15 protein-coding genes are annotated in these 22,724 nt (G+C 71.8%); 12 read left to right on the plus strand and 3 right to left on the minus strand.

Annotation, left to right across the window (positions count from 1 at the left end):
* The first annotated feature begins 51 nt into the window (after nucleotides 1–51).
* Genes CNQ36_RS28475 through CNQ36_RS28500 form a run of 6 tightly spaced genes read left to right on the plus strand, consistent with a single transcriptional unit; the run spans nucleotide 52 to nucleotide 7,264 of the window.
* Entirely contained in the window at nucleotides 52–1,587 is a 1,536-nt protein-coding gene (locus tag CNQ36_RS28475; protein WP_121548074.1) for a gamma-aminobutyraldehyde dehydrogenase, read from the plus strand.
* Between the two features lie 52 nt (nucleotides 1,588–1,639).
* On the plus strand, nucleotides 1,640–2,887 hold the full coding sequence (locus CNQ36_RS28480; RefSeq protein ID WP_004924797.1) for a polyamine ABC transporter substrate-binding protein: 1,248 nt from the start codon (nucleotides 1,640–1,642) through the stop codon (nucleotides 2,885–2,887).
* Between the two features lie 4 nt (nucleotides 2,888–2,891).
* Nucleotides 2,892–4,085, plus strand: a complete 1,194-nt coding sequence (locus CNQ36_RS28485) for an ABC transporter ATP-binding protein (RefSeq protein ID WP_121548075.1) — start codon at nucleotides 2,892–2,894, stop codon at nucleotides 4,083–4,085.
* Entirely contained in the window at nucleotides 4,085–5,008 is a 924-nt protein-coding gene (locus tag CNQ36_RS28490) for an ABC transporter permease (protein WP_121548076.1), read from the plus strand. The genes CNQ36_RS28485 and CNQ36_RS28490 overlap by 1 nt, the downstream gene beginning before the upstream one ends.
* Complete coding sequence (locus CNQ36_RS28495; RefSeq protein ID WP_121548077.1) at nucleotides 5,009–5,809, plus strand: ABC transporter permease; 801 nt, start codon at nucleotides 5,009–5,011, stop codon at nucleotides 5,807–5,809.
* Nucleotides 5,810–5,845: 36 nt separating this feature from the next.
* Entirely contained in the window at nucleotides 5,846–7,264 is a 1,419-nt protein-coding gene (locus CNQ36_RS28500; RefSeq protein WP_121548078.1) for an NAD(P)/FAD-dependent oxidoreductase, read from the plus strand.
* Nucleotides 7,265–7,290: 26 nt separating this feature from the next.
* On the opposite strand, the gene CNQ36_RS28505 is transcribed toward CNQ36_RS28500, so the two are convergent.
* Both CNQ36_RS28505 and gabT read right to left on the minus strand, forming a co-directional pair.
* A complete protein-coding gene (locus CNQ36_RS28505; RefSeq protein ID WP_121548079.1) occupies nucleotides 7,291–7,944 on the minus strand; it encodes a phosphatase PAP2 family protein in 654 nt (217 codons plus the stop codon).
* Between the two features lie 419 nt (nucleotides 7,945–8,363).
* A complete protein-coding gene (gene gabT, locus CNQ36_RS28510; protein ID WP_121548080.1) occupies nucleotides 8,364–9,698 on the minus strand; it encodes a 4-aminobutyrate--2-oxoglutarate transaminase in 1,335 nt (444 codons plus the stop codon).
* Between the two features lie 296 nt (nucleotides 9,699–9,994).
* On the opposite strand from gabT, the gene CNQ36_RS28515 reads away from it, so the two are divergent.
* The 3 genes from CNQ36_RS28515 to CNQ36_RS28525 all read left to right on the plus strand — a co-directional run bounded on the left by CNQ36_RS28515 (nucleotide 9,995) and on the right by CNQ36_RS28525 (nucleotide 15,679).
* Complete coding sequence (locus CNQ36_RS28515) at nucleotides 9,995–12,409, plus strand: ATP/GTP-binding protein (RefSeq protein ID WP_121548081.1); 2,415 nt, start codon at nucleotides 9,995–9,997, stop codon at nucleotides 12,407–12,409.
* A 127-nt stretch (nucleotides 12,410–12,536) separates the two neighbouring features.
* Nucleotides 12,537–14,093, plus strand: coding sequence for a PucR family transcriptional regulator (locus CNQ36_RS28520; RefSeq protein WP_121548082.1), 1,557 nt, complete (start codon nucleotides 12,537–12,539; stop codon nucleotides 14,091–14,093).
* A gap of 140 nt (nucleotides 14,094–14,233) precedes the next feature.
* Entirely contained in the window at nucleotides 14,234–15,679 is a 1,446-nt protein-coding gene (locus tag CNQ36_RS28525) for an aldehyde dehydrogenase family protein (RefSeq protein ID WP_121548083.1), read from the plus strand.
* A 72-nt stretch (nucleotides 15,680–15,751) separates the two neighbouring features.
* Here the strand turns inward: CNQ36_RS28525 and CNQ36_RS28530 are convergent, their stop codons facing one another.
* Nucleotides 15,752–18,592, minus strand: a complete 2,841-nt coding sequence (locus tag CNQ36_RS28530; RefSeq protein WP_121548084.1) for a glycoside hydrolase family 3 protein — start codon at nucleotides 18,590–18,592, stop codon at nucleotides 15,752–15,754.
* Between the two features lie 358 nt (nucleotides 18,593–18,950).
* Between CNQ36_RS28530 and CNQ36_RS28540 the strand changes: the two genes are divergently transcribed.
* The 3 genes from CNQ36_RS28540 to CNQ36_RS28550 are packed head-to-tail and all read left to right on the plus strand — an operon-like array spanning nucleotide 18,951 to nucleotide 22,642.
* Entirely contained in the window at nucleotides 18,951–20,645 is a 1,695-nt protein-coding gene (locus CNQ36_RS28540) for an extracellular solute-binding protein (RefSeq protein ID WP_121548085.1), read from the plus strand.
* Between the two features lie 27 nt (nucleotides 20,646–20,672).
* Nucleotides 20,673–21,710: an ABC transporter permease gene (locus CNQ36_RS28545; protein WP_121548086.1), complete on the plus strand. Its 1,038-nt coding sequence runs from the start codon at nucleotides 20,673–20,675 to the stop codon at nucleotides 21,708–21,710.
* Nucleotides 21,707–22,642, plus strand: coding sequence for a carbohydrate ABC transporter permease (locus CNQ36_RS28550; protein ID WP_121548087.1), 936 nt, complete (start codon nucleotides 21,707–21,709; stop codon nucleotides 22,640–22,642). The genes CNQ36_RS28545 and CNQ36_RS28550 overlap by 4 nt, the downstream gene beginning before the upstream one ends.
* Nucleotides 22,643–22,724: the final 82 nt, after the last annotated feature.

Here is a 22,724-nt window from a genome sequence, read left to right on the forward strand (position 1 = left end):
AATCGAGCTGGAGCCACGCCGCCCCCTCTCGGGGACACGGAGGAGAGCGACATGCACAACCCGGGCAACGCCACCCCGGAACGATTTCCCGCCCAGGACCGCTTCGCCCAGGGCGCGCAGTTCATCGCGGGACGCGTGACCAAGGGCTCCTCGGGCCGCACCCACGCGGTCGTCGACCCGGCCACCGGCGCGGAGGTGTACACCTACGAACTCGCCGGCGCCGACGACGTCGACGCGGCCGTGGCCGCCGCGCGGGAGGCGTTCCCCGCCTGGGCCGGCGCCACCCCCGGGGAGCGCTCGGACGCCCTGCACCGGTTCGCCGCCGTCGTCGCCGACCGCGCGGAGGAGTTCGCCCGCGCGGAGTTGCTGCAGTGCGGCAAGCCGCTGAAGCTGACCCGTGAGTTCGACGTCCCCGGCACGATCGACAACATCGCCTACTTCGCCGGCGCCGCCCGCAGCCTGCAGGGCCAGTCGGCCGGCGAGTACTCCGGCGACCACACCTCGTACGTCCGCCGCGAACCCATCGGCGTCGTCGGCTCCGTCGCCCCCTGGAACTACCCCCTGCAGATGGCCGCCTGGAAGATCCTCCCGGCCATCGCCGCGGGCAACACCATCGTCCTCAAGCCCGCCGAACTCACCCCGCTGACCTCGCTCCTCTTCGCGCAGGCCGCCACCGACGCCGGAATCCCGGACGGTGTCGTCAACATCGTCACCGGCACCGGCAAGGAGGCAGGCGAGCACCTGGTCGGCCACCCCGACGTGGCCATGACCTCCTTCACCGGCTCCACCGCAGTCGGCAAGCGGGTCGCCGAGATCGCCACCGCCGGCGTCAAGCGCCTCCACCTCGAACTCGGCGGCAAGGCGCCCTTCGTCGTCTTCGACGACGCCGACCTCGACGCCGCCGTCAACGGCGCGGTCGCGGGCGCGCTGATCAACACCGGGCAGGACTGCACGGCCGCCACCCGCGCCTATGTGCAACGCCCCCTCTACGAGGACTTCGTCGAGCGCACCGCCGCCCTGATGGAGACCGTCCGGCTCGGCGACCCCTTCGCCCCCGGTACCGACCTCGGCCCGCTGATCTCGCACGCCCAGCGCGACCGGGTGGCCGGCTTCGTCGACCGGGCGCGTGCCTACGCACGCGTGGTGACCGGCGGTGACGCGCCCCTGGGCGAGCTGGGGAACGGCGCGTACTATCGCCCCACGCTCATCGCCGACGCGGCGCAGGACAGCGAGGTCGTGCGGTCGGAGATCTTCGGTCCGGTGCTGGTCGTCCTGCCCTTCGACACCGACGACGAGGGCATCGCGCTGGCCAACGACACCCCGTACGGGCTCGCCGCCTCCGCCTGGAGCCGGGACGTGTACCGGACGGGCCGGGCCACCAGGGAGATCAAGGCGGGGTGTGTGTGGATCAACGACCACATCCCGATCATCAGCGAGATGCCGCACGGCGGTTACCGGGCGTCCGGCTTCGGCAAGGACATGTCCGCGTACTCCTTCGAGGAGTACACGCAGATCAAGCACGTCATGTTCGACAACACGGCGGTGGTCCGCAAGGACTGGCACCGCACCGTCTTCGGGGACCGATAGCAGCCCGGCCGCCCGACCCGCGGCCACACTCTCCCGAAAGGGCACCACGCGCATGGAGCAGTACGAGCCCGATCGCCTCTCCCCGGCCCAGGTGGCCGCCATGCGGCGCAGCTTCCGAAGCGGGCGGGCGGCCCTGACCCGCCGTTCCCTGCTGCGCGCCTCCGCGGGCGGCGCGCTCGCGGTGGGCGGCGGCGGGGCGCTGAGCGGCTGCGGCATCCCCGCGGCCGGAAACACCCAGGGCGGCGTCTCGGCGGAGGACCACTCCAAGGCGGAGAAGTCCGTGAACTTCTCCAACTGGACCGAGTACATGGACGTCGACGACAGCGGGCGCAACCACCCCACGCTGGACGCGTTCACGCGACGCACCGGCGTCAAGGTCAAGTACACCGAGGACATCAACGACAACAGCGAGTTCTTCGGCAAGGTCAAGCCGCAGCTCGCCGCGGGCCAGGACACCGGCCGCGACATCATCGTCCTCACCGACTGGCTGGCCGCCCGGCTGATCCGCCTCGGCTGGGTCCAGAAACTGGACCCGGCCAACCTGCCGAACGCGTTCACCAACCTCTCGGCCCAGTTCCGCAACCCCGACTGGGACCCGGGCCGCGCCTACTCGTACCCCTGGCAGGGCATCTCGACCGTCCTCGCCTACAACAAGAAGGCGCTGGACGGCGTCGAGGTGAGGACCCTCTCCGACCTGCTGGACAACCCCAGGCTCAAGGGCCGCGTCGGTCTGCTCACGGAGATGCGCGACACCGTCGGCATGGCGCTCCTCGACATGGACAAGGACCCGGCGAAGTTCTCCGCCGACGACTACGACGCGGCGATCGCCCGCCTGCAGAAGGCCGTCGACCGGAGCCAGATCCGCCGCTTCACCGGCAACGACTACACCGCCGACCTCACCAAGGGCGACCTCGCCGCCTGTCTGGCCTGGGCCGGGGACGTGGTCCAGCTCAAGGCGGACAACCCGGACATCGAGTTCGTGATCCCGGACAGCGGCTACATGACGTCCAGCGACAACATGCTGATCCCCAACAAGGCCCGGCACAAGACGAACGCCGAGCGGCTGATCGACTACTACTTCGAGCCGCAGCCGGCCGCCGAACTCGCCGCCTACATCAACTTCGTCTGTCCCGTCGACGGCGTGAAGGACCACCTCGCGCGGATCGACGAGGACGCGGCGAACAACCCGCTGATCCTCCCCGACAAGGCCATGCAGGCCAAGTCCCGTGCCTTCCGCTCCCTGAGCTCCAAGGAAGAGACGGCATTCGAAGAGAAGTTCGCGAAGCTCACTGGGGCGTGACGAGATGAAGACCACCAAAGACACCACCACGGCCGGCAACGGCGGCGGGGACGTCCGCCTCACCGGGATCAGCAAGACGTACGGCTCCTTCACCGCCGTGCACCCGCTCGACCTGACCGTCCCGCAGGGCTCCTTCTTCGCCCTGCTCGGCGCGTCCGGCTGCGGCAAGACCACCACCCTGCGGATGATCGCCGGCCTGGAGGAGCCCACCGCGGGCACCGTTCACCTCGGCGACCAGGACGTCACCGCGCTGCCGCCCTACAAGCGGCCGGTGAACACGGTCTTCCAGTCCTATGCCCTCTTCCCGCACCTCGACATCTTCGAGAACGTCGCCTTCGGTCTGCGCCGGCGCGGCATCAGGAGCGTGAAGAAGCAGGTCGAGGAGATGCTGGAACTGGTCCAGCTCGGCGAGCAGGCGCGCAAGAAGCCGCACCAGCTCTCCGGCGGCCAGCAGCAGCGCGTCGCCGTGGCCCGCGCGCTCATCAACCACCCCCGGGTGCTCCTCCTCGACGAACCGCTCGGCGCCCTCGACCTGAAGCTGCGCCGCCAGATGCAGCTGGAGCTCAAGCGCATCCAGACCGAGGTCGGCATCACCTTCGTGCACGTCACGCACGACCAGGAGGAGGCCATGACCATGGCCGACACGGTCGCCGTGATGAACGCCGGCCGGGTCGAGCAGCTCGGCCCGCCCACCGAGCTCTACGAGAACCCGCGCACCACCTTCGTCGCCAACTTCCTCGGCACCTCCAACTTCATCGAGGCCGAGGTCGACACCAGGTCCGGCGGCGAGATCGTCCTCAAGGCGGGCGGCGGCAAGCTGGTGCTGCCCGAGGCCCGCAACAGCGCGCCCACGACGACCGGCGGCAAGGTGCTGGTCGGCGTACGCCCGGAGAAGATCTCCCTCACCCACGCCGACGACGCCGGCGGGATACCCGACGGCCGCAACCGCATCACCGGCCGGATCGCCGACTCCAGCTTCATCGGCGTCTCCACGCAGTTCGTCGTCGACAGCCCCGTCTGCACCGACTTCGAGGTCTACGTCCAGAACATCGACCGCGACGCCCGGCTGGTGCCCGGCGCCGAGGTCGTCCTGCACTGGAACCCGGCGCACACCTTCGGCCTGGACGCCGCCCAGTCCCTGCTCGCCGGGACAGTGAACTCCGCGGACGTCGAGACGGTCGAGGAAGAGGTCGCCTGATGGCCACGGCCACCGAGGCGCCACCCCTGGCGCCCGCCTCGGAGAAGGAGCCACCCCGCAGGCGGGGCCGCTGGACGCCGTACTGGCTGCTGCTGCCCGGCCTGCTCTGGCTGGTGGTGTTCTTCGCGCTGCCGGTGATCTACCAGGCCTCCACGTCCGTGCAGACGGGCTCCCTGGAGGAGGGCTACAAGGTCACCTGGCACTTCGCCACCTACTGGGACGCGCTGTCCGAGTACTGGCCGCAGTTCGTCCGCTCGGTGCTCTACGCCGCCTCCGCGACCGTGCTGTGCCTGCTGCTCGGCTACCCGCTGGCGTACCTCATCGCCTTCCGGGCGGGACGCTGGCGGAACCTGATCATGATCCTGGTGATCGCGCCGTTCTTCACCAGCTTCCTCATCCGCACCCTCGCCTGGAAGACGATCCTCGCCGACAGCGGCCCGGTGGTCGACGTCCTGAACACCCTGCACGTCCTGGACGTCACGGCATGGCTCGGCTGGACCGCCGGCGACCGGGTGCTCGCCACCCCGCTCGCGGTGGTGTGCGGTCTGACGTACAACTTCCTGCCGTTCATGATCCTGCCGCTCTACACCTCGCTGGAGCGCATCGACCCCCGGCTGCACGAGGCGGCGAACGACCTCTACGCCAAGCCGTCGACCACCTTCCGCCGGGTCACCTTCCCGCTGTCGATGCCGGGCGTGGTCTCCGGCACGCTGCTGACCTTCATCCCGGCGTCCGGCGACTACATCAACTCGGACCTGCTCGGCTCCACCGAGACCCGCATGGCCGGCAACGTGATCCAGTCGCAGTTCCTGCGGATCCTCGACTATCCGACGGCCGCCGCGCTCTCCTTCATCCTCATGGCCGCGATCCTCGTCATGGTCACCCTCTACATCCGCAAGTCCGGGACGGAGGATCTGGTCTAGATGACCCTCGTCAACTGGCTCAAGCGCCATCTCGTCGTCATCGCGGGGCTGCTGACCCTCGGATATCTGCTCCTTCCGAACGTCGTCGTCACCGTGTTCTCCTTCAACAACCCCAAGGGGCGCTTCAACTACGAATGGCAGGAGTTCTCCACGGAGGCGTGGCGGGACCCCTGCGGCGTCTCCGGACTGTGCGGTTCGCTCACCCTCAGCCTCCAGATCGCGCTCTGGGCGACGCTCGGCGCCACCCTGCTCGGCACGATGATCGCCTTCGCGCTGGTCCGCTACCGCTTCCGCGCCCGCGGCGCGGTGAACTCGCTGATCTTCCTGCCGATGGCGATGCCCGAGGTGGTGATGGCGGCCTCGCTGCTCACCCTGTTCCTCAACATGGGCGCCCAGCTGGGCTTCTGGACGATCCTGATCGCCCACATCATGTTCTGCCTCAGCTTCGTCGTGGTCGCCGTGAAGGCGCGCGTGATGTCGATGGACCCCCGTCTGGAGCAGGCCGCGCAGGACCTGTACGCCGGTCCCGTCCAGACGTTCCTCCGGGTCACCCTGCCGATCGCCGCCCCCGGCATCGCGGCGGGCGCGCTGCTCGCCTTCGCGCTCTCCTTCGACGACTTCATCATCACCAACTTCAACGCCGGTTCGACCGTCACCTTCCCGATGTTCGTCTGGGGCTCCGCACAGCGCGGAACTCCCGTACAGATCAACGTCATCGGCACGGCCATGTTCGTCGTCGCCGTCCTCCTGGTGCTGGTCTCCATGGCCGTCGGCAACCGCCGCGGCCGGCAGAAGGCATAGAAAAACAGCCGCAGTCCCCTGTAGGGAGTTGAAATCATGGCCCCGAGCGCCATGAGCCGTTGGACGAAATCCCTCTCCGAGGCCCGGCCGGTCTCCTACTGGCTGGACGACCCCGGCAGGCCCGGGCCCGAGCCGGCGCTCACCGGCGCCGAGACCTGCGACCTGCTGGTCGTGGGCGGCGGATACAGCGGACTGTGGACCGCGCTGATCGCCAAGGAACGCGACCCCACGCGGGACGTCGTCCTGGTGGAGGGCCGCGAGGTGGGCTGGGCCGCCTCCGGCCGCAACGGCGGATTCTGCGCCGCCTCCCTCACCCACGGCCTGCCCAACGGACTTGCCCGCTGGCCGGACGAGATCCACACCCTGGAGCGGCTCGGCGCCCGCAATCTCGACGCCATCGAGGAGACGGTCGCCCGCCACTCCATCGACTGCGACTTCGAGCGCACCGGCGAGATCGACGTCGCCACCGAGCCGTACCAGGCCCGGGAACTCGAGAAGTGGTACGAGGAGATCCGGGTCAGGGGCCTGGCCGACGGCATCGAGTACCTGGACACCGGCGCCGTGCGGGAGCAGGTGGACTCCCCGACCTTCGAGGCCGGCCTCTTCGACCGCAGGGGCGTGGCAATGCTGCACCCCGCCAAGCTGGCCTGGGGCCTGAAGCGGGCCTGCCTCGACCTCGGCGTGCGCGTCCACGAGAACACCCCCGCCCTCACCCTGAGGCCGTACGGCGCCGGAATGGCCGTCCGCACCCCGTACGGGGCGATCCGCGCCCGCACCGTGGCGCTCGGCACCAACATCTTCCCCAGCCTGGTCAGACGGGTCCGCTCCTACACCGTCCCGGTGTACGACTACGCCCTGATGACCGAGCCGCTCACCGACGGGCAGCTCGCGTCGGTCGGCTGGAAGAACCGGCAGGGACTGGGGGACAGCGCCAACCAGTTCCACTACTTCCGGCTCTCCGCCGACAACCGGATCCTGTGGGGCGGCTACGACGCGGTCTATCCGTACGGCGGCCGGGTGCGCGCCGAGTACGACGACCGGCCGGAGACCTACGCCAAGCTCGCCGGGCACTTCTTCACCTGCTTCCCGCAACTGGAGGGCGTCCGCTTCACCCACGCCTGGGGCGGCGCGATCGACACCTGCTCCCGCTTCTCGGCGTTCTTCGGCACGGCACACGCCGGGAAGGTGGCGTACGCGGCGGGCTACACCGGGCTCGGCGTCGGCGCCACCCGCTTCGGCGCCGAGGTGATGCTGGACCTGCTGGCGGGGGAGCGGACCGAGCGCACGGAGCTGGAGATGGTGCGCCGGAAGCCGCTGCCGTTCCCGCCGGAGCCGTTCGCCTGGACCGGCATCACCCTCACCAAGTGGTCGCTGGCCAGGGCGGACGCGCAGGCCGGCCGGCGCAACCTGTGGCTGCGGACGATGGACAGGCTGGGCCTCGGCTTCGACAGCTGAGCCGGCCGGGCGGGGCCGCCGGGCGGTCAGCCGTTAGCGCCACCGGTGGCGGTCCCGGAGCCGTCGGGCACCCCGGCGGAGCTCCGGCGGCCGACCCGGCGGGCCGGCAGCCACACCCCGGTCAGCAGCACCGCGCCGAGGCACCAGCTGGCCGCCACGTCCAGCGGCCAGTGGTAGCCCCGGCGCACCAGCCCGAACGAGACGCCCAGCACCAGGACGCCGCAGAGCACGATCAGCCCGCGGCGCACGGCCGGCGACCGCAGCAGCGGTAGGAGCAGCAGCGTCGCCGCGCCGTACGCCACCACGGCGGTGGCGGTGTGGCCGGAGGGGTAGTAGCCGACCGCCGGGGGCACGGCCGGGGTGCCCGGACGGTCGGTCCACTCCTTCAGCGGCGCCACCACCGCGGGTACCAGGACCATCGCCGCGGCCCCGGCGGCGGGCGGCAGCCACCAGCGGTCCACGCCTGTGGCGCGTCCGCGCAGGGCGGCGTACGCCAGCGCGATCACCAGGACCGGCACGGCCACCTCGACGTTGCCGAGGTCGGCGAGCAGCTCGGAGGCGCGGTCGGGGTGGACCAGGGCCCGGCTCAGCCGCTCGTCGGCGCCCACCAGGGGACCGCCGGCGACGACCTGCCAGGTGATCAGTGCGAAGAGGAGGACGGGCGGTCCGAGCAGCAGCATGCTGCACAGCTTCGCAGGCGGGGGGCCGGCACATGCCGAAGGGCCAGTGCAAGGGGGGGTAGCACTGGCCCTTCTGAGAACGGCTTGCCGTGTGAGGTGCCCGGACGGCCGTCCTGACCGGAACGCCGCACGCCCCGGGGGGTTTGGGGCGGGCGACCGTCCGATCGTGAGGAGACCCGAAGCCTTCAGGCCCCGGTTCGTGTGCGCGAGGGCACGGCCAGGTCGAAGCTGGGGAGGCCTCGGCCCGATCCGCCCACAGTCCCCTGTGAGCGGGGTGTATCTCTCATCCGGGAAGAAACCTACGGCAGGGGGTGGCCCCGCGACAGGGCCAACGGGCTCCTGTCATCCACCTCGCACACCTTCTTCACACGGCCTCTGCGCCCGCCCCTTCCGGGCGGCTCACCTGCCTCGATGGAGGCTCAGATGCGCGCGAACGCCTGCTCGATGATGTCGAGTCCCTCGTGGAGCAGGTCCTCGCCGATCACCAGCGGCGGCAGGAAGCGCAGCACGTTGCCGTAGGTGCCACAGGTCAGGACCAGCAGGCCCTCCTGGTGACAGGCCTTGGCCAGCGCCGCGGTCGCCTCCGGGTTCGGCTCCTTGGTGTCGCGGTCCTTCACCAGCTCGATGGCGATCATCGCGCCCCGGCCGCGGACGTCGCCGACGATGTCGTGCTTCTCGGCGATCGCGGTCAGCCGGGCCTTCATGACGCCCTCGATCGCCTTGGCCCTGGCGTTGAGGTCCAGCTCCTTCATCGTCTCGATCGCGCCCAGCGCGCCCGCGCAGGCCACCGGGTTGCCGCCGTAGGTGCCGCCCAGGCCGCCGGAGTGGGCGGCGTCCATGATCTCCGCGCGGCCGGTGACGGCGGCCAGCGGCAGACCGCCCGCGATGCCCTTGGCGGTGGTGATCAGGTCCGGGACGATGCCCTCGTCCTCGCAGGCGAACCACTGGCCGGTGCGGCAGAAGCCGGACTGGATCTCGTCGGCGACGAAGACGATGCCGTTGTCCTTGGCGAACTCGCTGATCGCGGGCAGGAAGCCCTTGGCCGGCTCGATGAAGCCGCCCTCGCCGAGCACCGGCTCGATGATGATCGCGGCCACGTTCTCGGCGCCGACCTGCTTGGAGATCTGGTCGATGGCCTGCGCGGCGGCCTCCGGACCGGCGTTCTCCGGGCCGGTCGGCCAGCGGTAGCCGTAGGCGACCGGGACGCGGTACACCTCGGGCGCGAACGGGCCGAAGCCGTGCTTGTACGGCATGTTCTTCGCGGTCAGCGCCATCGTCAGGTTGGTGCGGCCGTGGTAACCGTGGTCGAACACGACGACCGCCTGCCGCTTGGTGTACGCACGGGCGATCTTGACGGCGTTCTCGACGGCCTCGGCGCCGCTGTTGAACAGCGCCGACTTCTTGGCGTGGTCGCCCGGCGTCAGCTCGGCGAGCGCCTCGGCGACAGCCACGTAACCCTCGTAGGGCGTGACCATGAAACAGGTGTGGGTGAAGTCGGCGAGCTGGGCGGAGGCGCGGCGCACGACCGCCTCGGCGGAGGCGCCGACGGAGGTCACGGCGATGCCCGAGCCGAAGTCGATCAGCCGGTTGCCGTCGACGTCCTCGATGATGCCGCCGCCCGCGCGGGCGGTGAACACGGGCAGTACGGAGCCCACGCCCTGCGCGACCGCCGCGGTGCGGCGGGCCTGCAGTTCCTGCGACTTCGGGCCGGGGATGGCGGTGACGACGCGGCGCTCCTGCGGAAGTGCGGTCATGCGGGGCTCCTGGGGGGTGTTTCGGACACGTGCGTTCTTTTCTCGCAGGCTAGGGCGGCCGGCGGGGGCTGGGCATGCTCCATGTGGGCGTTGTCCGGGTGCTCGGGTTGTCCGTGATGGACATAGCGGGGCGGGGCCCGGCCACCGTCCCGCGGGAGACCGCCCGGGGCGGCGGGGCGCCGGGGGAGGCGCGACTGCCCGCGGCCTCGCGCCGTGTAAGCGGTGGACTCCGCCTGTCGGGGCGTTAGATTGGCTCGCTGACGGTGGATGGAGCGGCTGCTCAGGGGGCAAGGGCGATGAACAGCGACGGTACCCAGGACGCGCGGGGCACGCACGCCGACCCCGTACCGCGGCCGGCCGGACCCCCGGACGTACCGACGACGCCTCCCCGGCCCGGCCACGCCCCGGGCGTGCCCCCCGTGCCCGGCCGTGCTCCCCGCCCCTCGTCCACCGCGGAATGGCTCGACGCGGACCGGCCCGCCGCCCGCCCCGGGATCTGGCGGTACGGCTACCAGCTGCCGAAGCCGGCCCCGGAACGGCTCGCGCCGGTGACGGTCGCCGGGATGCTCGTCCCGCTCGCCCTCGCGGCACTGGTCTGGTCGCTCTGGCAGCGCGGCATCACCTCGTACCAGATGGCGCCCCTGCGGCTGTTCACCCCGGAGGAGTGGTGGTGGGGCGGCACGGTCGCCTCGCCCAGGGTGTTCGAGGGGCGGGAGGTGCCGGCCCCGGGGGCGGAGGCCCTGGTGGTCTACGAAGGCGTCTCCTTCGCCGTGCTGGCCGTCGCGGTGGCCGTGCTCGGCAGCTGGCGGGCCATCGTCCGCCACTACGTGGTTCGCAGGCCGCAGCCCGCCCGCGCCCTGGTCGCCGCCGTCCTCGCGCTGGTCGCCCTCAGCTTCGTCTTCCCCGCAGCGTTCCCCGTCGTCGGATGGTCTCCGGTGCCGGTCGTCGATCCGCTGCTCTCCCTGACGGTGCTGATCACGGACAGCTACGACCTGATGGCGTCCTCCTTCTACACGAACACGCTGTACGCCGTCGTCACGCTGCTCGTGGTGTGGCCGTTCGCCCGGCTCGGCGGCTGGCTGCCGTACGCGAAGGAGCTGCTCGCCGCACGCGGCGGGAGCGCCGCCGCCGGTACCGCCGTGCCCGAACGCCCCCGCTCCCAGTGGCCCGGACTGCGCGACGCGGGCCAGCACGAGGCGGCCGACCTGCTCACCGCCGAGGTCGCCGGCGGCCGTATGAACGACGTCGACTGCACCCGTGTCGAGCACGCCTTCGCCGTCGCCCGGCGCGGCGGCGCACCGGCCGCCTTCCGCGACACCGTCCTGCGGGAGGCGGGCGCGGCCTGGACGCACCCGTCCGGCGCCCGGGACCTGCCGCGCCGCAGGGCCCGCCACGACCTGCTCGCCGGGCAGGTGCGGATCGGCGGCTGGGCGGCGGCCGAACGCGCCCCGGGGGCCTACCACGGCGCCGGGGCGGCCCTCGGGCCTGATGTGCTCGGCACCTCGCTGCTCGCCGTCGGACCCTCCGGATCCGGCAAGACCCGCACCCTCGTCGAGCCCGTGACGGAGTCCCTCGCGCTGCAGGCGCTCACCGGGCGCTGCGCCGTGGTCGCGGTCTCCGCCGCCGGGAGCCCGCTCGGCGCGGACGACGCCTTCGACGTGATCGTGCGCATAGGGGATCCGTCCTCGGTGCACGACCTCGACCCGTACGCCGAGTCCGACGACCCGGACGAGGCGGCCGCGATCCTCGCCGAGGCGCTGGCCGGCGACCTCGACACGGCCGGCGCGCGGGGCGCGGCGACCACGCTGGCGCAACTGCTCGCCCCGTTCCGGGCGGTGCACGGCCGCTTTCCCACCCTGCCGGAGCTGCGCGAGCTGCTGGAGGGCGAGGAAGGGGCGCTCACCGCACTGCGGGAGGCGCTGAGCGCGAGCGGGGACGACGTCATGCGCCGGGAACTCGACGCGCGCGCCCGGCAGACGGGCACGCCGGGCGACCCCGGCCGGACCCTCGCCGACCGGCTGGCCCTGCTCAACCGGCCGGTGTTCGCCGACTTCTTCGGCGGCGGCGGCCCCGGCCGGCCGTTCTCCCTGCGCGCGGTCGCCCACCACCCCCTGCGGGTGCGGATCGACCTGCCCGAGCGCGGCCACGAGGAGGCCGGACGGCTGATCACCCGGCTGGTCCTCGCCCAGTTCCTCGCCGTAGTCCGGGAGAGCCGGCGCGCGCACTTCGCCTGCCTGGTCCTGGACGACGCGACCGGCACGGTCACCGCGGAGTCGGTCCGGCGCATCCAGCGGCTGCGCTCGCAGAACGCGGGCGTGCTGCTGGCCCTGCGCACCGTCGCCGACGTCCCCGAGGCGCTGCACGGCCCGCTCTACGGAGCGGTGGGCTGCCGCATGGCGTTCTCCGGTGTCACCACCTGGGACGGCAACCGGTTCGCGCAGACCTGGGGCACCGAGTGGGTGGAGACGACGGAGGTCGCCAAGCACACGGTCTTCGCCGACCAGCCGATGACCCGCGCCCTGCACGCGCTGCGCAAGCTGGTGACGGGCCGGGCGGTGACGACGGACGCGGTGACGGTGCGGCAGGTCGAGCGGGAGCGCTGGTCCGCCTCCGAGCTGGCGCACTCGGTGCCGGCCGGGCACGCCGTGCTGTCGCTGACCGACGTCAAGGGCGAGCACGCGCCGCCGCTGCTGGTGGACCTGAGGGAGTGAGCGGTCCGGCCGGGACGGCCGGGCACCGTACAGTGAGGCAGAATCGACACAGGCCGTTCATACGCGGCGGCCAAAAGATCACCGAGTCCTCACCCGCCCGACGCAGACCCGGAGGGTCAAGGCCCCCATGCCCCCGACGCTCGCCTCGCTCGTCCACCACTCCGCGCTGAAACTGGCCGTGCGCGCGGGCGCGGACCGCCTCGACGTGCCGGTCCGCTGGGCGCACGCCAGTGAGCTCGCCGACCCCGTCCCCTACATGGAGGGCGGGGAACTCCTGCTGATCACCGCGCTGAAGCTGGACGCGGAGGATCCGGCGGCGATGCGCCGCTACGTGAAGCGGCTGGTGGGGGCGGGAGTCGTCGGCCTGGGCTTCGCCGTGGGCGTGCACTACGACGACATCCCCGACGCCCTCGTCGACGCGGCCCGCGAGGAGGGACTGCCGCTGCTGGAGGTGCCGCGCCGCACCCCGTTCCTCGCGATCAGCAAGGCCGTGTCCGCCGCGATCGCCGCCGACCAGTACCGCGCGGTGACCGCGGGCTTCGCGGCACAGCGGGAACTGACCAGGCAGGCGCTGACGGAGGGTCCGCAGGGGCTGCTCGCCGCGCTGGCCGCCCAGGTCGACGGGTGGGCCGCGCTGTACGACGCCTCGGGCGCCGTCGTGGCGGCGGCACCGGACTGGGCGGGCCGGCGGGCCGCGCGGTTCACCCCGGACGTGACCCGGCTGCGAGAGCGTCCGGCGCCCGCCTCCTCGGTCGTGGCCGGCCCGGAGCACGAGGACCGGGTCGAACTCCACTCCCTCGGCACCGGCCGGCGCCCCCGCGCGGCGCTCGCCGTCGGCACGGCCGCCGCCCCCGGCACCGCCGAGCGGTACGCCGTCCACTCGGCCATCGCCCTGCTCACCCTCACCACCGAACGCTCCCGCCCCCTGCACGCCGCCGAACAGCGCATCGGCGCCGCCGTGCTGCACATGCTGCTCGCCGGGGAGCCGGACCACGCCCGCGCGGTCGCCGGGGACCTGTACGGCGGGCTCCTCGACGCGCCGTTCCGGATCATCGTGGCGGCCGGCGGCGAGGCGAACGGCGACGCCCTCGGCGGGCTGTCCGAGGTGGCCGAGTCGGCGGCGGCCCGCGCCGGCGAGGCGGTGCTGGTCGTTCCGGAGGGGGAGCGGCTGGTCGTGCTGGCCGCCGACGGGGGCGCCGCCGTGGCCGCCTGCTGCGACCACGCCGCCGGATGGGAGGCGGCCCGCAAGGCGGACGACGGCGAACTGGTCGTCGGACTGTCCGCGCCGGCCGGTCCGATCGCCGCGTCGGCCGCCTACAAGCAGGCCGAACAGGCGCTCTCGGTGGCCAGGCGGCGCGGGCGGGCGCTGGTGGAGCACGAGCACATGGCCGCCGGATCGGTGCTGCCGCTGCTCGCCGACGACGCGGTGCGGGCGTTCGCCGACGGGCTGCTGCGCGCCCTGCACGAACACGACGCCACCGGCCGCGGCGACCTCGTCGCCTCCCTGCGCGCCTGGCTCTCCCGGCACGGCCAGTGGGACGCGGCCGCGGCCGACCTGGGCGTCCACCGCCACACCCTGCGCTACCGCATGCGCCGGGTCGAGGAGATCCTCGGCCGCTCCCTCGACGACCCCGACACCCGCATGGAACTGTGGCTGGCCCTGAAAACAACGTCCCCGGACTGACCCCGCCAAACCGTCGAACCCCCGCCACCCACCACTACGCCCCGGACAAGCCCCCCGTGCCCGCCCCGCCCCTACCGTGGACCCCACACCCCATGGATCACCATGGACCAACCTCCAACGCGGAAGGGCCCGGGCTCCCCATGACTTCCACCACCGCCTTCTGGCTCGCCGGCCGCCAGGCCACCGGCGAGACGACCTTCGACGTCACCTCCCCCTGGGACGGCCGCGCCGTCGGCACGGTGAGCGTGCCCACCGACGCCCAGATCGAGGACGCCGTCTCCGCCGCCCACGCCGTCCGCGAGGACTTCGCCGCCACCCCCGCGCACGTCCGCGCCGCCGCCCTGGACCACGTCAGCCGCCGTCTCGTCGAGCGCACCGAGGAGATCGCCCGCCTGATCTCCGCCGAGAACGGCAAGCCGGTCAAGTGGGCCCGCGGCGAGGTCGGCCGCGCCGTCTCCGTGTTCCGTTTCGCCGCCGAGGAGGCCCGCCGCTTCAACGGCGGCGAGGCCCAGCGCCTCGACACCGACGCGGGCGGCCAGGGCCGGCTGGCCTTCACCCGCCGCTTCCCGAAGGGCGTCGTCCTCGGCATCGCGCCGTTCAACTTCCCGCTGAACCTGTGCGCCCACAAGATCGCCCCCGCGATCGCCGCCGGCGCGCCCATCATCCTGAAGCCGGCGCCCGCCACGCCGCTGTCCGGCCTGATCCTCGGTGAGCTGCTCGCCGAGACCGAGCTGCCCGCCGGTGCGTGGAGCATCCTCCCGGTCCCCAACGACCGGATGCCCGCTCTGGTGCAGGACGAGCGGCTGCCGGTGATCTCCTTCACGGGCTCCGAGACCGTCGGCTACGCGATCATGGACTCGGTGCCGCGCAAGCACTGCACCCTGGAGCTCGGCGGCAACGGCGCGGCCGTCGTCCTCGCCGACTTCGCGAGCGACGAGGACCTCGACCGGGCCGCGCAGCGCATCGCGACCTTCTCCAACTACCAGGGCGGCCAGTCCTGCATCTCCGTGCAGCGGGTGATCGCCGACGCCTCCGTGTACGACCGGCTGCTGCCGCGCATCGTCGCCGCCGTCGAGGCACAGGTCACCGGAGACCCCAACGACGACGCCACCGACGTCGGCCCGCTGGTCAGCGAGGCCGCCGCGCAGCGCGTGGAGAGCTGGGTGGACGAGGCCGTCGGCGCGGGTGCGAAGCTGCTCACCGGCGGCAAGCGCGACGGCGCCTCCTACGCGCCGACCGTGCTCACCGACGTACCGGCCGAGGCGACGATCTCCTGCGAGGAGGTCTTCGGACCGGTGCTGACCGTGCGGAAGGTGGACGGCGAGGCCGAGGCCTTCGCCGCCGTCAACGACTCCAAGTACGGCCTGCAGGCGGGTGTGTTCACCCATGACCTGGGGACCGCCTTCCGGGCCCACCGCGCTCTGGAGGTCGGCGGTGTCGTCATCGGCGACGTGCCCTCCTACCGCGCCGACCAGATGCCCTACGGCGGCGCCAAGCAGTCCGGTGTGGGCCGCGAGGGCGTGAAGTTCGCGATGGACGACTACACCTACGAGCGCGTGATGGTCCTGACCGGCCTCGCCCTCTAGCTCCACCGGAAGGGGCCCGGCACCGATGCCCTCGGTGCCGGGCCCCTCGTCGTGCCGGCCGCGTCCGGACCCTCAACCGGAGAAGCCGACCCGCGCGAGCCGCAGTGGGCCGCGCAGCCGGACCCGCACGTCGTGCACGCCGTCGACGGCGGCGCAGGACGCGCGGAGCGTGATGTGGTCGTACGGTCCCGGGGTGGGCGCCTGCGGCGACAGCGCGGCGAGCACCGGCCCGCCGTCGAGCGCGACCTCGACGGTGCCCCCGCCGGACACCTCGACCGTCACCTCCGTTACCCCGTCGCCGAAGTCGCAGTCGCGGAAGAGGAGTTCGCCGTCCTTCCCGGCCACGGGGGTGACCGCGTCGCCCTCCGCCCTGGTCCGGTCGACGATCTCGACGCCGCTCTGCTCGTCGAAGCCGGCGGCGTCCAGCCCGCGGGCGAGGACGGCGCGCGGGACGGCGGGCTCTCCGTCCAGCGTGACCGTGGCCCGTGCGCGCACGTCCTCGCTCGAGGCCCCGGCCAGCAGTTCGTACGCCCCCGGCTCCACGCGCCACCGGTCCACGGCGACGTCCCAGAACGCGAACGCGGACAGCGGCAGCACGAAGGACAGCTCGGACGTCTCCCCGGGCGCCAGCGTCACCCGCCGGTGGGCCAGCAGTTCGCGGCGCGGACGCGGGACCGACGGGTCCACGGCCCGGGCGTAGAGCTGGGGCACCTCGTCGGCGGTGATGTCACCGGTGTTGGTGACGGTGAACGACACCCGCACCTCCGAGCCGGTCACGTCGGCCGTCAACTCCCCGTAGGAGAAGGCCGCGTACGACAGTCCGTGCCCGAACGGGAACAGCGGGGCGCCCTCGAAGTAGAGGTAGGTCTGCCGGCCGCCGATCACGTCGTAGTCGAGGAGGTCCGGCAGGTCGGCGTCGCCGGCGTACCAGGTCTGCGGCAGCCGCCCGGCGGGGGAGACGTCACCGGCGAGCACGCGGGCCAGCGCGGTGCCCGCGGCCTGGCCGCCGTGCGCGGTCCAGAGCACCGCGGGAAGGTCCGCCGTGTCCACCGCGTACGGATAGGCGGAGACCAGCGCCAGCACCGTGTTCGGGTTGGCGGCGCGGGCCGCGCGCAGCAGGCGCTCCTGCTGGGCGGGCAGCCGGAGCGTCGTACGGTCCTCGGTCTCCCGGCCGTTGATGTGCGGATCGTTGCCCGCGACCACCACGACCACGTCGGCCCCGGCGGCGGCGCGGCCGACCGCGTCCTCGCCGCGTTCGGCGACGACCAGCTCGAAGACCTCGGGATCCTCCTCGGCAACCTTCACTCCGTCGGCGGCGACCTGCACATGGCGTCCTGTTCCCACATGCCTGAGGAGGTGACCGTCCCCGTGCGGTTCGAGCCGGAACGTCTCCTGCACGATCCAGCCGCCCGGCTGGTCGGCGGAGGCGCGGACGTAGCCGTCCTCGGCGACCGAGAGGTAGCGGCCGTCGGGCGCGCGCAGCGTGAGCACGCCGTCGCCCCAGTCGGCCAGGGCGAGTTCGGTGCCGCCCGGCCCGGCGGTCAGCGGCGGCAGATCGGTGCGGCCCGCGAGCAGCGCCGGGTCGAGCGCGCCCTCGGCGCCCCGTGCCGCCTCCGGGGCGTCGGGGGCCGGCGGCACGTGCAGGAACGCACCGGCGGAGGTCTTCAGCAGCACCCGGTCCACGCCCTCCGCGAACTCGACGCGCTCGGCGCCGAAACGTTCGTAGAGGCCCTCCAGCGGGGTGGAGCGGTGGATGAGGCTGCCGCTGTACCAGTCCAGCTTGCACTCGTCGGCGAGCAGTCCGACGACCGCGACGCGGCTGTCCGGGGCGAGCGGCAGGGGGCCGTCGTTCTTGAGCAGGACGACCGCCTGCTCGGCGGCCTCCAGGGCGAGCGCCCGGTGTTCCGGGGTGTCGAAGGGCTGCTCCCCGGCGTACGGGTCCGCGCCCGGGTCGAACTCGCCGAGCCGGAAACGCACCGAGAGCTGGCGGCGGACCGCCGTGTCGATGTCGTCCTCCGTGAGCAGGCCCCGCTGCAGGGCGCCCGCCACACGTCCGATGATCTTCGTGCTGTCGGTGCCGTGGTCGGTGAAGCTGTCGACGCCCGCCCGCAGGGCCGCCGCGGTGGCCTCCTCGTGCGTGTCGAAGTAGTGCTCGGAGTCGACCAGGTTGGACGGCGCGCCGGCGTCCGAGCAGACCAGCAGGTCCTGGTCCGTCCAGGCGCGCAACTGCGTGCGCAGATAGGGCGACACGTGGTTCGGGCGCCCGTTGACCAGGTTGTACGCCGGCATCACCCCGGCCACCGCGCCCGCCTCCACCGTGTCCCGGAAGGCGCGCAGGTCGTACTCGTGCAGCACGCGGGGGCGCACGGAGCTGGAGGTGGTGTCGCGCTCCGTCTCGTTGTTGTGCGCCAGCCAGTGCTTGAGGACGGGGGCGGTGCGCCAGTACAGCCCGTGGTCGCCGCGCAGGCCGCGGGTGTAGGCGGTGGCGATGGCCGAGGTGAGCTTCGGGTCCTCCGAGTAGCCCTCCTCGTTGCGGCCCCACAGCGGGTGGCGCAGCAGGTTGACGGTCGGCGCCCAGACGTTGAGGCCGACCCGCTCGTCGCGGGCGCGCATCGCCCGGGCCTCCCGGGACACCGCTTCTCCCACCCGGCGGACCAGCTCCTCGTTCCAGGTGGCGCCGAGGCCGACGGCCTGCGGGAAGACCGTGGCCGGGCCCATCCAGGCGACACCGTGCAGGGCCTCCTGGCCGGTGCGGAAGGCGGCGACGCCCAGACGCTCGACGGACGGCCCGAACTGGTGCAGGAATCCGATCTTCTCGTCGAGGGTCAGCCGCGACAGAAGATCGTCGATGCGCTTCGCGAACGGCTGGTCCGTGTCGCGGAAAAGCGGTGCGGGCGGCGTGTGTGCGGTCACGTGAAGTTCCCCTCGGGGTGGAGCGGCGAGGCGCTTTCGAAGCGCTTCGATGCTCATTCGGGGTGGGGGTGGGTGTCAAGGGATCCGTGGGCAACAGATCGGACGCCTCGCCGACGGTGCATGGGCGGTATGACCGCACTTCTCTCGCTCAGACATCCGAGGAATCTTGGATGCGACTCTTGTGTGCCCCTGGGTGTTCACTTAACCTCGCAGCAACATCGAAGCGCTTCGACTGCGAGGCCCGCCATTCCGGCGCACCTTCCGCCGAACCACCGCTTCGGCTCAGCCAGTTCCACTGAAGACACCGCAGCCGACGGCCACCGCCGGGTGTCCTGGTGCGCCATGAAGGGTTGACGCAATGACGCCGAACGCCGCCTCCCACTCCTCCGGGCCCAGCCGGAGAAGCTTCCTCGCCTCCACGGCGGTCGCCACCGCAGCGGTGGCGGGGGGAATGCCGCTGCTCGCCGCGTGCGGCGGATCCGACGGAGGCTCGCGCGACGGCACCACCTCGGGCAAGGACGCCAAGAAGCTCCTGCCGGCGTACGTGGCCAGCAACGTGGTCACCCCCGACATCCCCAGCAAGAACGGCTCCGCGGTCGGCTTCACCGGCAAGCTCGACCTGGCGGGCCTGAAGACGTCGGTGCCGAAGAAGCTCGGCAAGGGCAACAAGGTCACCGTCATGTCGCCGTTCTGGGGTTCCCCGCCCAAGGACGGCAACGCCTACTACACGTCGATGAACGACCTCATCGGCGTCGACGTGGTCTGGCAGAACCAGGACGGCAACACCTACGACCAGAAGCTCGGCGCGGTCCTCGCCTCCAGCGAGGTCCCCGACGTGGTGGTCGTGCCCGGCTGGAACATGACGGGCAAGATCCCCAGCGCCATCATCGGCAAGTTCGCCGACCTCGGCCCCTACCTGTCCGGCGACGCGGTCAAGGACTACCCGAACCTCGCGGCGATCCCCACCGACGCCTGGCAGCGCTCCATCTTCGGCGGCAAGCTGCGCGGCCTGCCCATGCCCTCCTCGTACGTCACCGGCATCGTGCCGCTCTACCGCCAGGACATATTCGAGAAGGAGGGCTACGAGGTCCCGCGCTCCTGCGACGAGTTCATGGCCCTCGCCAAGGACGCCACCAACGCCAGGGCCAAGCGCTGGGCCTGCCTGGACATGAAGTGGACCGCCTTCAACGCCTTCGGCGTGCTCTCCGGCAACGAGAAGTCGCTCGGCTGGAACGAGGTGGACGGCAAGCTGGTCTACCGCATCGAGACCGAGGAGTACCTCGAGGCCCTGGAGTGGACCCGCAAGCTGTTCGCCGCCGGCGTCGTCCACCCCGACGCCAAGCTGGGCAAGAGCAACGCCACCGACCCCGGGCCCAAGTTCGCCGCCGGTGAGTTCCTCATCTACAACCAGGACTCCTCGCAGTGGTGGAGCCGCACCGCCGAACAGGCCACCCAGAACCCCGACTTCAAGATCTGGGGTATGGACATCTTCGGCCACGACGGCGGCGCCCCGACACTGTGGGCGCAGAACCCGGCCGGCATCTTCGCCTTCATCAACAAGAAGGCCTCCGAGGCCGTCGTCCGGGACGTGCTGGCGGTCGCCAACGTCACCGCCGCGCCGTACGGAACCAAGGAGTACATGGCCACCAACTACGGCGTGGAGGGCACCCACTACACCGTCAAGGACGGTGTGCCCACCAAGACCGACCAGGGCAACATCGACGTGATGAACGCCTATGTGATGGTGGCCAGCCCCGCCGCGACCATCGCCCACCCCGACTTCCCCGAGGTCGCCAAGGGCCAGGTCGAGTGGCAGCAGCGGATGGGCGCCGTCACCAGGAAGCCCGCCTTCTACGGCATGCAGATCACCGAACCGGCCCGCTACACCAACCTCTCCAACGACTTCGAGCAGCTGGAGGACGACGTCGTCCGCGGCCGCAAGAAGATCAGCGACGTGCAGCAGGCCGTGTCCGACTGGAAGAGCAAGGGCGGCGACAAGCTGCGCGACTGGTACCGCGAGATCCTCGACGAGAACGGCTCGGCGGCCGGCTGACCAGGTACCGAGGCAAGGAGAACCGCCGTGTCCCACAGCACGGTGCCTCGGACCGGAACCGAGGCCGAAGAAGTCAACGAGAACGCCCCGGCGGCGCACGGCGGCGCCCCCGGGGCTCCGAAGGAGCCGCCGGCCGCGAAGCAGGGCCTGCGGGTGAGGTTCCGGCGCGACCGCGTGCTGCTGCTGATGACGCTGCCCGCCGTGCTGCTGGTGCTGCTCTTCAACTACGTGCCGATCCTCGGCAACGTCGTCGCGTTCCAGGAGTACGACCCCTACATCAGCGACAACGGGATCGTCTCCATCCTGCACAGCCCCTGGGTCGGCCTGGAGAACTTCCAGCGGATCTTCGAGGACTCGGCGTTCTGGAACGCCGTGCAGAACACGCTGCTGCTGTTCGTCCTGCAGCTGGTGCTGTACTTCCCGATCCCGATCCTGCTCGCGCTGCTCATCAACAGCGTGGTCAGGCCCCGGGTGCGGGCGATCTCGCAGGCCGTCCTCTACCTGCCGCACTTCTTCTCGTGGGTGCTGGTCATCGCCGTCTTCCAGCAGCTCTTCGGCGGCGCGGGGCTGCTGTCCCAGCTGCTGCGCGACCACGGGTACGACGGGCTCAGCCTGATGACCGACCCGGACACCTTCAAGTTCCTGGTCACCGCGCAGAGCGTGTGGAAGGACGCCGGCTGGGGGATCATCGTCTTCCTCGCCGCGCTGGCCTCGGTCAGCCCCGACCTGTACGAGGCCGCCGCGATGGACGGCGCGAACCGCTGGCGCCGCATGTGGCACGTCACGCTGCCCGCGCTGCGCCCGGTGATCGCCCTGCTGCTGGTGCTGCGCGTCGGTGACGCCCTGACGGTCGGCTTCGAACAGATCCTGCTGCAACGCGACGCCGTCGGACCGGGAGCCGCGGAGGTCCTCGACACCTTCGTGTGGTGGAACGGCGTGCGCAACCAGGACTTCGGCTACGCGGCCGCCGCGGGGCTCGTCAAGGGCGTCATCAGTCTCGGCCTGGTCCTGATGGCCAACAAGGTGGCCCATCTCATGGGCGAGCAGGGGGTGTACAAGAAGTGACCGCCGTCATCGACAAGCCCGCGCGCACGCCCGGCCGCTGGGCGGCCCCGCCCCGGCCGGTGTGGGAGGAGAAGCCCACCCGGGCCGGGCTCGCGGGCAAGGGGCTGGTCCTGCTCCTCGCCTGCCTGGCCATCCTGTTCCCGCTGTGGATCGTCGTGGTCACCAGCCTGTCCACGCGCAAGGCCATCGACGAGGCCGGCGGGCTGGTGATGATCCCGACCGACATCACCTTCGTCGCCTACCAGGAGCTGCTCAGCGGCGGCCAGGTCACCCGGGCCGCGCTCGTCAGCATCGGCATCACCCTCGTCGGCACCGTGTTCTCGATGACGGTGTCGGTGCTGTGCGCCTACGGACTGTCCCGCACCGGCTCCCTCGGCCACCGCTGGATCCTCATGGTGCTGCTGGCCACGATGTTCTTCAGCGCCGGCCTCATCCCCACCTACCTGCTGGTGCAGTCCCTGGGCCTGACGGACAGCTACCTCGCGCTGATCCTGCCCAGCGCGATCAGCGTCTTCAACATCCTGGTGCTGCGCGGCTTCTTCATGGGCATCTCGCAGGAGCTGATCGACAGCGCCCGCATCGACGGCGCCGGCGACCTGCGGATCCTGTGGCAGATCGTGCTGCCGCTGTCCCGTGCGGTGGTCGCGGTGATCACGCTGTTCTACGCCGTCGGCTACTGGAGCGCCTGGTTCAACGCCTCGCTGTACCTGAACGACCAGGACATGCTCCCGCTGCAGAACGTCATGATCCAGCTGGTGCAGAAGCAGGAGGCGCCGGTCGGCCTGGGCCAGGCGATCAAAACCGGTGAGCTGTCCGGTCTGGCCGTGCAGATGGCCGTCATGGTGATGGCGCTGTTGCCGGTGGCCGTGCTGTCGCCCTTCGTCCAGAAGCACTTCAAGAAGGGCATGCTCACCGGCGCCGTCAAGGGCTAGCGCCCTGAGTCGCGGGGGAGGCCGCGTGGTTCGCCGGCCGCGGTCCGTCGTGGCTGGTCGCGCAGCTCCCCGCGCCCCTTGA

Origin of the sequence: Streptomyces fungicidicus, assembly GCF_003665435.1 — a bacterium.
Lineage (GTDB): Bacteria > Actinomycetota > Actinomycetes > Streptomycetales > Streptomycetaceae > Streptomyces > Streptomyces fungicidicus.